This window comes from Pseudonocardia alaniniphila, from assembly GCF_022524485.1.
Lineage (GTDB): Bacteria > Actinomycetota > Actinomycetes > Mycobacteriales > Pseudonocardiaceae > Pseudonocardia > Pseudonocardia alaniniphila.
Window position 1 is genome coordinate 16510 of the sequence record NZ_JAKXMK010000021.1, and the last position, 11503, is coordinate 28012.

An 11503-nucleotide genomic window follows, 5' to 3' on the forward strand; every position below is an offset into this window, starting at 1 on the left:
AGCCGCCACGGCACACGCGGCGTGTGGAGGGTGCGGCGCTGAGGAGAGGTCAGCCTGCCAGGCTCGCCGTGGTCCGGGAGGGCGGCTTGATGTGGGCGAAGGCGCTGCGGGCGTTCCAGGTGGGGAAGGCTCGTACCAGCCACGAGGGGCCGTGGAGTCGGATGCGACGGTCGCGGATGGCTTCGGCCCAGGCGAGCTGGCCGGCGTGCCATCTGACGAAGGCTTCGGCTTCCGACGTGACGTAGAGGTCCTCGTCGAGGCCCGGGTAGGTCTTGCAGATCTCGGTGTCGCCGTGCTCGATCAGCAGCCAGTACCGCTCGGGGCGCCGGCGGCCCGTGAAGTCGAAGCGGATGACGACGCGTCGCGCCGGGAGCCGGTCTCGGCGGAGCATGTTGCACATCGACCACAGCGCCACGAAGGGGTCGAGGTGCTCGGGGGCGATCTCGAGCCAGTGGGCGCCCCACTCGCCGAGCGACCTGCAGACCGTGAAGAGGTCGTGACCCGCGGGTGTGAGCTCGTAGTGGCGCCCGCGCCCGTCGGTCTTGCGTGCCGACTCGACGATGCCGAGCCGTTCGAGATGCTTGAGCCGCTGCGAGAGCAGCGTGCGGGAGAGCCCGGGGGCGCCCTCCAGAATCTCACCGAAGCTTCCGCAGCCCAGGTACAGGTTGCGGATGATCAGCGGCGTCCAACGCTCGGCGAAGATCTCGGCGCCACGGGCGATCGGGCAGTACTGGCCGTACGTCCGCACGAAGCCAGTGTCGCGCCCCTTCGCTCGGGCGTGAAGTCCAGATTCCTGACTTCACGCCGGTGTTCCGCGGTGCTGCGATGGAGCCGTTCGACAGCGGAAGAGCCGATGACGACATCGGCCACCGAGAACGTCGGCGACCTGAGCGAGGAGGTCCGCCATGGAGATCGACGGGTTCCGGGGCCGGCTGATCACCGCTGACCACGCCGGCTACGACGCTGCCCGAGCCGTGTGGAACGGCGCCGTCGACCGGCGCCCCCGGCTGATCGCCCGATGCAGCGGCACGTCCGACGTGGCCGCGGCCGTGCGCTTCGCCCGCGACCACGATCTGGAGATAGCCGTACGGGGCGGGGGGCACAACGTGGCCGGCACCGCGGTGTGCGACGGCGGGATCGTCGTCGACCTCTCGGCGATGCGGGCCGTGTGGGTCGACCCGACCGGCCGCACGGCGCGGGTGCAAGGCGGTGCACTGTGGGGCGACGTCGACCACGAGACACAGAGCCACGGTCTGGCCACCACCGGCGGCATCGTGGGCCACACCGGCGTCGCCGGGCTCACCCTCGGCGGCGGCATCGGTTTCCTCATGCGCGCACATGGGCTCACCGTCGACAACCTGCTGGCCGCCGAGGTGGTCACCGCCGAGGGCGGCATCGTGCGGGCGTCCGCCGACGAACACCCCGATCTGTTCTGGGCGCTGCGAGGCGGCGGCGGCAACTTCGGCGTCGTCAGCTCGTTCCTGTTCGCCCTGCACCCCGTCGGCCCGACCGTGATGGCCGGACCCGTCTTCTGGGCGGCCGACGACACCACCGACGTGCTGCGCTTCTACCGGGACTTCGTCGCCGACGCGCCCGACGAGCTCGGCAGCGTGGTCAGGCTCGGCACCGTTCCCCCGCTGCCGGTCGTCCCCGAGGACCTGCACTGGCGACCGGCCATCGCCGTCGCCTGCTGCCACGCCGGTGCCGTCGAGGACGGCGAGCGTGCGGTGCGGGCCCTCCGAGAGTTCGGGACGCCGCTCGTAGACCTGCTCGCACCCACGACGTACGCCGCCTTCCAGGGCGGTTTGGACGACACCGTCCGCCACGGCTGGCACTACTACTGGAAGGCCACGGACCTCGCCGGTCTCTCCGACGACACCGTCGCCGTCATCGCCGATCATGCCTACGCCGCGGGCTCACCGCGGTCGTACTCGGCGATGTTCCACATGGGTGGCGCCGTCGCCCGTGTCCCTCTCGACGCCACCGCCTACGCCGGCCGCGGCGTGGCGCACAACATCATCATCGACGCCGTGTGGCTCCCTGACGAGTCCGGCGAGCATGCCGCCGCCGAGACCGCGTGGGCGCGGCGGTTCCTCCAGGCCCTCCAACCGCACCGGGCAGGCAGCGTCTACGTGAACTTCCTTGATTCCGACGACGGCACCAGCCGCATCCGAGAGGCATACGGCGATCACACCTACCGGCGACTCGCCGACGTCAAGGCCAAGTACGACCCCGACAACGCCTTCCACCACAACAAGAACATCCACCCCGGTTGAGTGAGATGGCCCCGGGCGGCCGCACACCCGCGTTCGCCTTTGCCGTGATCTGCAACCGGTAGCTCGCGACGTCATGCGGAATCGACCTCATAGACTTTCCGCGATGAGCGAGACCTCCCCGTATGCCTCGGTGATCGCGCGCGTGCCCGTGCGAGAGGACGAGGTGGCGCTGCGTGGTGGCCGCACTCGATTGTGGATCTACGGCGCCGACGACGCGGCGCACCGGATCGTGTTCCTGCACGGCCTGCGCGGCGACCACCACGGGCTGGAGCCGATCGTCGCGCACCTTCCGGACGCTCGCGTCGTGGTGCCGGACCTGCCGGGGTTCGGCCAGTCACCTCCGCTGCCGGACGACCCTCACGACGTCGGGGGCTACGCCGCATGGGCGCGCGACCTCCTCGCCGCCGTCGCACCGGCAGGGGACGCCGTGCTCGCCGGCCACTCCTTCGGCTCGATCGTGGCCACCGCCGCGCTCGCCCGTTCGCAGCCACCGGCATCGGACGAGACGGAGCCGGCGCCGCCGGTGCGTGGCCTGGTCCTCGTGAACCCGATCGCGGCTTCCGCGCTGGCGGGTCCGCGGGTGGTGGTCACGCGGCTGGCGGTGCTCTACCACCACCTCGCCGCCGCGCTGCCCGAGCATGTGGGCACCGCGCTGCTGCGCCACCCCGTGATGACGCGGGTGGCGAGTGTCGCCATGGCCACCACGGGCGACCGCGACCTGCGGCGCTGGATCCACGCCGAGCACGACCGGTACTTCAGCACGTTCGCCGATCGCCGCACGCTGCTCGAGGCCTTCCACGCATCGGTGGGCCACGACGTCGGCGAGTTCGCCGGCGCCGTCACCGCCCCGACGTTGCTGGTGGCCGCCGAGCGTGACGACATCGCGCCCCCGGCGGCCCAGCGCGCGCTGGTGGGACGGTTCCCGGAGGCACGGCTGGCGATGGTGCCCGGCACCGGCCATCTCGCCCACTACGAGACTCCGGACGCGGTCGCGGCGGCGATGTCGGAGTTCCTGACCGCCCTGCCGGTGACATGAGGATCCTCATCGACTGCCGCTACGTCCGTATCGACCGGCACGACGGCATCAGCCGGTACACCGCGGGGTTGGTGGGTGCGCTGGCGCGGCTGCACGCCGAGCGGAGCGCAGGCGGAGCTCGCATCAACACCGAGCGGAGCGCAGGCGGAGCTCGCATCAACACCGAGCGGAGCGCAGGCGGAGCTCGCATCAACACCGAGCGGAGCGCAGGCGGAGCTCGCATCGGCACCGAGCGGAGCGCAGGCGGAGAGTCCACCAACACCGAGCGGAGCGCAGGCGGAACCCACAACGGCACCGGGCGCGGCACAGCTCGTGTGGGCACCGAGGGCACGGGCGACACCATCGAGCTGCTGGTGAGCGACCGGCGCCAGCTCGCGCACCTGCCCTCCGACCTGCCCTGGCACCTGATCGGCAGCCCGACCGCGATCGGCGAGCCGCTGGTGGCCCGGCACGTCCGGCGCCTGCAGCCGGACGTGGTGTTCTCCCCGATGCAGACGATGGGGAGCTGGGGCCGCGACTACGGCCTCGTCCTCACCGTGCACGACCTCATCTACTACCGCCACCCGGCACCGCCCCCGCAGTTCGCCGCCCCGATCCGGCTGCTGTGGCGGCTCTACCACCTCGCGTGGTGGCCGCAGCGGGTGCTGCTCAACCGGGCCGACGCGGTGGTCACGGTCTCGGCGGCCACCGCGTCACAGGTCGCCGAGCGCCGGCTCACCCGGCGGCCGGTGACCGTCGTCCCGAACGCGCCCGACCCCGGCCCCGGGCTCCCACGGGCACCGCGCACCGGCGCGCTCGTCTACATGGGCTCGTTCATGCCCTACAAAGACGTCGGGACGCTCGCGAGCGCGATGCCGGCACTGCCCGGCCACGAGCTGCACCTGATGAGCCGGATCACCCCCGACGAACGGGCCCGGCTCACCGCGCTGGCGCCGGGCGGCCGTCTGGTGTTCCACGACGGCGCGAGCGACGAGACCTATCGCGACGTGCTGCGCGGGGCAACGGCGCTGGTCTCGGCGTCGCGGGACGAGGGGTTCGGCATCCCGCTGGTGGAGGCGATGGCGCTGGGCACGCCACTCGTGGTCACCGACATCCCGGTGTTCCGGGAGGTGGGCGGGGACGCCGCAGCCTACGTCGCCCCTGGCGATGTGGCCGGTTTCGTCCGTGCCGTCCGCGAGCTCGACGAGCCCGGGGTCTGGGAGGAACGCTCCGCGGCCGCGCGGGCGCAGGGCCGCCGCTTCAGCTGGGAGAACTCGGCACGGGTGCTGCTCGCCCTGCTGGAACGCGTTGCGGCCGCCCGCGCCCGCTGACCCCCCCGGCTCAGGCCGCCTGCCCGATCTGCAGCCCGTCGCGCTCCAACAGGTGCTCGTAGATCCCCTCGAACCGGTTCAGCGTGGCGGCGATGGCGTGCTCGGCGACGATCTCCCGGCTGGCCGCCCCCATCCGGCGCCGCTGTGCGGGGTCGGCGAGCAGCGCTGCGAGGCGCGTGGTGAGCTCCGGGACGTCGCCAGGTGTGTAGAGCCAGCCGTTGCGGCCGGGGCGGACCAGGTGCGGCAGCGCCATCGCGTCGGCCGCGATCACCGGGAGGCCCGCCGCCATCGACTCCAGCGTGACGAGGCTCTGCAGCTCGGCCACCCCCGGCATGCAGAACACGGCGGCACGGGCGTAGGCGTCGAGCAGCTCCTCCTCGGAGACGAAACCGCGGAACCGCACTCGCCCGGCGACGCCGAGACCCTGGGCCAGCGCCGTCCACTCCTCGCGACGCGCGCCGTCACCGACGATCTCGAGCTGCGCCGGCAGCTCCGCGGGCAGTGCGGCGAACGCCTTGATCAACTCGTCGACCCGCTTCTCCTGGTCCAGCCGCCCCACGAACAGCACGGTGGGGACGGCGCCGGGGATGCGCTGGACGGAGCGGTAGCGCTCGGCGTCGATGCCGCAGGACACCGGGATCGCGTCGACGAGGCCGGCGTGACGCACGAGCAGCTCCACCGCGCGCGGCGTGGGCGCCGTGACCACGTGGGCCCGGCCGAAGACGTTGCCGAGGTCCTTCCACGCCACCGTGGTGAACGCCCGGCGCAGCCCGCGCGGGATCGGCGAGTAGGCGACGAGGTTCTCGGGCATGAGGTGGTTGGTCGCCACGAGCGGGCGTCCGCTGCGGTGTGCCGCCTTCACGATGCCGCGGCCGACCACCATGTGCGCCTGGGTGTGGACGACGTCCGGGTTGATCTCGTCCATGAGTTCCGCGGTGTCCGGCCCGGCTTCCCAGGGCATGCAGACCTGGAACCCGGCGTGCATGAAGTAGCGGTGGGAGCGGACCCCGTGGACGGTCACACCGTCGCGCGTGTCGCGCGTGCGGGAGCCCGTGGGTGACGGGGCGACCACGTGAACGTCGTGGCCACGCCCGGCCAGGCCGGTGGCGAGCCGCTCGGCGAAACGCGCCGCGCCGTTCACGTCGGGTGGGTAGGTCTCGGCGCCGATCAGGATCCGCATCGGTTTGTCGGGCGGAGGCATCACGGGACGTCCTCTCGGGTGTGTACAGCTGTGCGGGTGAAGCCGGTGCTGGGGATCACCGGTCGTGGGGGGACTGCGCCGACCGCGCGTAGGCGGCCGGAGTCTGGGAGCGCTCGGACGAGGGTGGGACGGCGGGGACTGAGCCGGCGCGGGCGGCGCGGGCCGCCACGGCGTCGGGGTGGTGGCGGGCGAGTGCGACGACGCCGGCGGTGGCGATGACGGCGGCGGTGACGAGCAGCAGCCACGTCTCGGCGGGCGTTGCGGAGCCCTCACCGAGCAGGACCGCTCCGAGGAGCACGGCCACGATCGGGTCGACCACCGTGAGGCAGGCGATGACCACTTCGGGCGGCCCTGAGGCGAAGGCCTGCTGTACGAGCCAGCCGCCCACCAGCACGGATGCCCCGACTCCGGCGACGGCGGCAACGACGGGCGGATCGAGCACCCCGACGTGGCCGGACGCGACCGACTGGGACACGGCCCGTACCAGCGCGGAGACCAGGCCGAACGCCACGGCACCCGCCATCGCGCAGGCCACGCACCGCACCCAGCCGGACCGGGCCAAGCCGATCCCGGCCAGCACCAGGACGATCAGGGCGACGACGAGGCTCGCGATGAGGGTGGACTGGTCGGGCGGGGGTGAGCTGACCGCGGTGCTCGCGGCCGTGGCGACGAACACGCCCACGCCGCCGACGCTGAGCAGCACGCCCACGAAGACTCCGCCTGCCGGCACACGACCCCGCTGCACGGCGGTGAGGAGCACCGCGATCGGGACGGCCAGCACGCCGATCGGCTGGACGACCGACAGCGGAGCCAGCACCAGCGCCACGGCGTGCAGCGCGGATCCGGCCGCGGCCACACCGAGGCCCAGGAGCCAGCCCGGCCGCCTGGTCACCGCGAGCAGTCCGCGCAACGACAGCGCGCCGCTGCCCGCATCGCTGTCGCCGGGCGGACCGGACTCCCGGGAGACCGCGTGGTGCTGCAGGACGGCAGCACACGCGAAGCAGACGGCACCGAGCACGGCGAGCGCGATCGCGATGCCGGTGAGGATGTCGATCACGCCGCACCCCTGAGCTCGACGCCGGATGGAAGGGCCGCCGGCGCCGGAGCATGCTCGACCGCCAGCCGGGTCGCCCGGGCGGTAACCACAAGTACCAGCATCACTACCGCGTAGAGAACACGTTGTACCCCTCCGAGCAGGGGAAATCCGGGTGAAGTGCCGATAACGATCGGTAGCAGGCTGAGCAGGAAGAGGGCGCACAGTACCGCGGCCACGCCTGAACACCAGGCCACTGCAGGTGCGGCGGCCCGCCATGCCGGTGCGGAACGCGCCCGGCGGGCCACCATCCAGCCGGCCACCGGCACCATCACGAGCACCCAGCCGCCTGCCGCGCGGTGCACGGTGGAGACCAGCCCCGCGGTGGTCCGGGGATCGTGGGTGGGGAAGACCCCGACGAGCACCAGAGCCACGGCCACGCTCACCAGCAGCGCGGCCGGTGGCCCGGCATCGGGCAGGGCGCCCCGGCGCAGGCCGCGCGAGAGAACGAAGCTCGCCGTGGCGAGGGCGATCCCGGCCAGCCCGAGCAGTGTGTAACCACCCGGGAGGAAGACGTAGTCGCTGAGGGTGCGGGTGAGCGGGTCGAGCGTCCCGCTCCCCATGACGTGCAGTAGTGCGAGCGACAGGAGCGCGACCGCAACGCCCCCCGCAACAGCCGTCTCACCCGCCCACATGCTCTTGCGGGGTTCCCGCCCGGCCCCCCCGATCCTGGTCACGCGCTCACCGTGCCAGTCCCAGGCTGAGACGAACATCAGGATCTCCACCCAGTTCGCCCTGGGGTATTCCCCCATTCGCCGGTTCGGGGGAATCCGTTCAGGCTGGTGGGACGGGACCGTCGTCCGGAGGCGGGTCCACGCGCTCCGTCTGCTCGGGCAGCAACGGCGCGAGCGCGAGCTCCCGGATCGTGGCGTCGGGCGGGGCCGCCTCGACGGCGCGCACGCCGGACCGCGCGGCCACCGCCTGCAGCCCGGCGCGGTCGGACCGGACCACCAGCGCGAGCACGCAGCGGCAGCCCGGCTCGGCGAGGGCCGCCGCCTCGGCCGCGGCCACGTCGCGTGGGCGACCCGCGAGCCGGCCTGCGTCCGCGGTGGCCTGCATCTGCGCCCGTTGCCGCGCGGTGTCCAGCGCGGTCGCCTGCGCCACCCCCGGCTCGAGCGGTTCGAACCGCAGGGCGGTCTGCACCCTGGTCAACGGCACTCGCAGGACGGCCTCGTCGATCTCGGCGCCACCGACGGCCGAGAGCGCCTCGGGCGCCGTGAGCTCGTTGCCGAACTGCACCAGAGCGAGCGTCTGGACTCCCGGCGGCGGCAGCTGCGCGGGGAGCTCGGCGAGGTAGGAGCCGACGTCGTCGCCCGGCTCCGGGCCCAGCCGGACCGATCCGACGTCCGGAGGCGGCGTGTCGGACGGCGTGAAGCGCGTGGCGCCGTACCAGGCGAGCAGCGCGGCCACGACGATGCAGGCCGCGAGCACGGCGAGGCGGCGGCGCGCCGTCATCACCGGCATCAGTCGGCGAGCAGGTCCAGCGCTCTGGCCAGGTCTGCCGGGTAGGGGCTCGTGAACTCCACCCACCGCCCGTCGGCGGGGTGCTCGAAGCCGAGCGAACGGGCGTGGAGCCACTGCCGTTCCAGGCCGAGGCGCTTGGCCAGCGTGGGGTCGGCACCGTAGGCGAGGTCGCCGACGCACGGGTGGCGCAACGCCGAGAGGTGCACCCGGATCTGGTGGGTACGCCCCGTCTCGAGCCGGATGTCCAGCAGCGATGCGGCGCGGAACGCCTCGATCGTGTCGTAGTGGGTGACGCTGGGCTTGCCACCGGCCACCACCGCGAAGCGGTAGTCGTGCTTGGGGTGCCGGTCGATGGGGGCGTCGATCGTGCCGCTGGACGGGTCGGGATGGCCCTGGACGACGGCGTGGTAGCGCTTGTCGACCGTGCGCTCCTTGAACGCCCGCTTCAGCACCGTGTAGGCGTGCTCGGACGTGGCCACCACCATCACACCGGTCGTGCCGACGTCGAGCCGGTGGACGATGCCCTGCCGCTCGGCCGCACCCGAGGTGGACACGCGGTATCCGAGCGCGGCCAGGCCGCCGATGACGGTGGGCCCGGTCCAGCCGGGGCTCGGGTGGGCGGCCACGCCGACCGGCTTGTCGACGACGATGATCTCGTCGTCGGCGTGCAGCACGGTGAGCCCGGCGACCACCTCTTGCGGCCCGGCGATCGTGGCGGGCGCCTCGGGCTCGGGCAGCTCGACCTCGAGCCACGACCCCGCGATCAGGCGGTCGGACTTGCCGGCGGCGCGGCCGTCCACGGCCACGCGGCCTCCCTCCGCGAGGGTGGCCGCCACGGTGCGGGACAGGCCGAGGAGCCGCGAGAGCCCGGCGTCGACGCGCATGCCGTCGAGACCGTCGGGAACGGGGAGCTGACGGGTGTCAGGCACTGTCGGCCCCCTCCTCGGCGCCGCCGCGGGCGGAGGTGCGCCTGCCGTCGAGCTCCCGGCCGAGCAGGGCCAGCACCACGAGCAGAACCCCGCCCGTGACGATCGAGGAGTCGGCCATGTTGAACACCGGCCACACCCGGCCGTCCGGGGCGAAGAGCGACACGACGTCCACGACGTGGCCCTGCAACGGGCCGGGCGCGCGGAAGATGCGGTCGGTCAGGTTGCCCAGCGCACCGCCGAGCACGAGACCGAGCGCGATCGCCCAGCCGACGGAGCGCAGCCGCCGGGCCACCCGGATGATCACCACCACCACGGCGATGGCCACGATCGTGAGCACCCACGTGTAGCCGGTGGCCAGCGAGAACGCCGCGCCCGGGTTGCGCACGAGCTGCAGGTAGACAAGACCGCCCAACAGCTCGAGCGGGGCACGGTTCTCGAGCTGTGCGACAGCCACCGTCTTCGTGATGATGTCGGCGGCGAGCACCAGCACCGCGATCACGGCAAGCAACACGACCTTGGGGCCGGCAGCCGTGACGGTCGCACTCGGGGTCGACGGTTCGCTCGCACGCTCGCTCACACGTTCCATCATCCCCTACCGCGCTCGCGCTCCCTCCCGCCGTGCCAGCGAGCGAGCCTGCCCCGCTGGTCGACGGCCCGTATGCGCGCCTCCGCTGCCCGCCGGGCCTGCGCCGTGGTCACGACGAGCAACTGGTCCCGCTCCCGCAAGCGCGTCTCGGAGGTGGGGGTGAAGGCCTCCTCGTCGCGCACCACCAGGCTGACGGTGGCGCCGTGTGGCAGCCGCAGCTCGCTGAGGTAGACCCCGCGCAGCTGGGAGCCGACCGGCACGCGCACCTGCAGCAGGTCGGCGTTCAGCTCGTCCAGCGGGGCGGCGTCGACGGAGAGCTCGCGCGGTTCCGCAGGGCGCGCCACACCGAGGCGCTGGGCCATCCACGGCAGAGTGGGGCCCTGCACCACCGTGAGCACGACGACGAGCATGAACACGACGTCGACCAGTGCCTGCGCGCTCGGCGCGCCCTCGACCAGCGCGATCAGCGCGAGCACGATCGGCACGGCGCCGCGCAGGCCCGCCCACGACAGGAACGCCTGCTCCCGCCACGGCACACGGAACGGCAAGGCCGAGGCCACCACCGAGAGCGGGCGCGCCACGAGGAGCAGCACGAGGCCCACGATGACGGCCGGCACCACCGCGTGGAGCAGCCGGGGTGGTGAGGCGTAGAGGCCGAGCAGCACGAACAGCCCGATCTGCGCGAGCGAGCCGAGCCCTTCGGCGAAGGACCGCACCCCGCCGCGGTGCGGCAGGTCCGCGTTGCCCAGCACGAGCGCGGCGACGTAGGTGGCCAGGAGACCCGAGGCGTGCGCGAGCTGGCCCGCGGAGTAGGCGAGCACGCACACGGCGATCGCGGCCAGCGGGTAGAGGCCGGTGGCCGGCAGGGCCGCCCGGCGCAGTGCCCACGCGCCACCGAAGCCCAGTAGCGCACCGATCACCGCCCCCGCGATGAGCTCGTAGACGACGAGCAGCGGCGTCACCCAGGTGAGCGACTCACCCGAGGCCAGCAGGATGACCGCGATCACGACCGGCGCGTCGTTCATGCCGGACTCCAGCTCCAGGGCTCCGGCCAGGCGCGGTCTCACCCGGACGCCACGGAGAACACTGAACACGGCCGCGGCATCGGTGGAGGACAGCACCGCACCCCACAGGAACGCCTCTCGCCAGCCGAGATCGAGCAGCAGGTGCAGCGCCACCCCGACCACGGCGATGCTGACCACCACGGCCACCGTGGACAGCACGATCCCCAGGCCGAGAGCAGGCCGCACCGTCTCCCAGCGGGTGGTCAGCCCGCCCTCGGTGAGGATGAGCACGAGCGCCCCGAGCCCGAGCGACTCGGTGAGCGGGGCGTTGGAGAACTGGATACCGAGCACGGACTCGCCGAGCAGGATGCCGATGGCGAGATAGATGAGCAACGAGGGCAGCCCCAGCCGCACGGAGGCACGGACGGCCAGCACGCCGAGCAGCACCACGGCGGCCACGACGCCGAGCACCACCTCAAGGCTCGCCATCCCCACCTCCGCCCGCACACGGTATCGACGCAGGTTATGGGCTCACGGGAGAAGGACTCGGCGGAACATCGAACGGGGGATTTCCCCACCCCCGTACGGGCACAAGCTGGATGGC

At 72.9% G+C, this 11503-nt stretch carries 11 protein-coding genes; 3 read left to right on the plus strand and 8 right to left on the minus strand.

Features of this window, described 5'->3' with window-relative positions; translation table 11 throughout:
- Positions 1 to 49 precede the first annotated feature (49 nt).
- Positions 50 to 748, minus strand: coding sequence for a winged helix-turn-helix transcriptional regulator (locus MMF94_RS23900; RefSeq protein WP_241039398.1), 699 nt, complete (start codon positions 746 to 748; stop codon positions 50 to 52).
- Positions 749 to 905: 157 nt separating this feature from the next.
- On the opposite strand from MMF94_RS23900, the gene MMF94_RS23905 reads away from it, so the two are divergent.
- The 3 genes from MMF94_RS23905 to MMF94_RS23915 all read left to right on the plus strand — a co-directional run bounded on the left by MMF94_RS23905 (position 906) and on the right by MMF94_RS23915 (position 4622).
- On the plus strand, positions 906 to 2276 hold the full coding sequence (locus tag MMF94_RS23905) for an FAD-binding oxidoreductase (protein WP_241039399.1): 1371 nt from the start codon (positions 906 to 908) through the stop codon (positions 2274 to 2276).
- A gap of 103 nt (positions 2277 to 2379) precedes the next feature.
- Positions 2380 to 3312, plus strand: coding sequence for an alpha/beta fold hydrolase (locus tag MMF94_RS23910; protein WP_241039400.1), 933 nt, complete (start codon positions 2380 to 2382; stop codon positions 3310 to 3312).
- Complete coding sequence (locus MMF94_RS23915) at positions 3309 to 4622, plus strand: glycosyltransferase family 4 protein (RefSeq protein ID WP_241039401.1); 1314 nt, start codon at positions 3309 to 3311, stop codon at positions 4620 to 4622. Before MMF94_RS23910 ends, MMF94_RS23915 begins: the two co-directional genes overlap by 4 nt.
- 10 nt (positions 4623 to 4632) lie before the next feature.
- Here the strand turns inward: MMF94_RS23915 and MMF94_RS23920 are convergent, their stop codons facing one another.
- From MMF94_RS23920 to MMF94_RS23950, 7 genes are all read right to left on the minus strand, one after another.
- Entirely contained in the window at positions 4633 to 5823 is a 1191-nt protein-coding gene (locus tag MMF94_RS23920) for a glycosyltransferase (RefSeq protein WP_241039402.1), read from the minus strand.
- Between the two features lie 55 nt (positions 5824 to 5878).
- On the minus strand, positions 5879 to 6880 hold the full coding sequence (locus tag MMF94_RS23925; protein ID WP_241039403.1) for a DMT family protein: 1002 nt from the start codon (positions 6878 to 6880) through the stop codon (positions 5879 to 5881).
- Positions 6877 to 7593: a DUF998 domain-containing protein gene (locus tag MMF94_RS23930; RefSeq protein WP_241039404.1), complete on the minus strand. Its 717-nt coding sequence runs from the start codon at positions 7591 to 7593 to the stop codon at positions 6877 to 6879. The genes MMF94_RS23925 and MMF94_RS23930 overlap by 4 nt, the downstream gene beginning before the upstream one ends.
- A 97-nt stretch (positions 7594 to 7690) precedes the next feature.
- On the minus strand, positions 7691 to 8371 hold the full coding sequence (locus MMF94_RS23935; protein ID WP_241039405.1) for a hypothetical protein: 681 nt from the start codon (positions 8369 to 8371) through the stop codon (positions 7691 to 7693).
- Positions 8372 to 8379: 8 nt separating this feature from the next.
- On the minus strand, positions 8380 to 9264 hold the full coding sequence (locus MMF94_RS23940; protein WP_241039426.1) for an RluA family pseudouridine synthase: 885 nt from the start codon (positions 9262 to 9264) through the stop codon (positions 8380 to 8382).
- A 37-nt stretch (positions 9265 to 9301) separates the two neighbouring features.
- Entirely contained in the window at positions 9302 to 9886 is a 585-nt protein-coding gene (gene lspA, locus MMF94_RS23945; RefSeq protein WP_241039406.1) for a signal peptidase II, read from the minus strand.
- Positions 9887 to 9894: 8 nt separating this feature from the next.
- Complete coding sequence (locus tag MMF94_RS23950; RefSeq protein WP_241039407.1) at positions 9895 to 11388, minus strand: potassium/proton antiporter; 1494 nt, start codon at positions 11386 to 11388, stop codon at positions 9895 to 9897.
- Between the last annotated feature and the right edge of the window lie 115 nt (positions 11389 to 11503).

What these genes read in the sequence shown, in the direction of transcription:
- MMF94_RS23935 (WP_241039405.1), bottom strand. Translation starts at nt 8,371, where the DNA reads ATGACGGCGCGCCGCCGCCTCGCCGTGCTCGCGGCCTGCATCGTCGTG.
- MMF94_RS23915 (WP_241039401.1), top strand. Translation starts at nt 3,309, where the DNA reads ATGAGGATCCTCATCGACTGCCGCTACGTCCGTATCGACCGGCACGAC.
- MMF94_RS23950 (WP_241039407.1), bottom strand. Translation starts at nt 11,388, where the DNA reads ATGGCGAGCCTTGAGGTGGTGCTCGGCGTCGTGGCCGCCGTGGTGCTG.
- MMF94_RS23905 (WP_241039399.1), top strand. Translation starts at nt 906, where the DNA reads ATGGAGATCGACGGGTTCCGGGGCCGGCTGATCACCGCTGACCACGCC.
- MMF94_RS23910 (WP_241039400.1), top strand. Translation starts at nt 2,380, where the DNA reads ATGAGCGAGACCTCCCCGTATGCCTCGGTGATCGCGCGCGTGCCCGTG.
- MMF94_RS23920 (WP_241039402.1), bottom strand. Translation starts at nt 5,823, where the DNA reads ATGCCTCCGCCCGACAAACCGATGCGGATCCTGATCGGCGCCGAGACC.
- MMF94_RS23940 (WP_241039426.1), bottom strand. Translation starts at nt 9,264, where the DNA reads ATGCGCGTCGACGCCGGGCTCTCGCGGCTCCTCGGCCTGTCCCGCACC.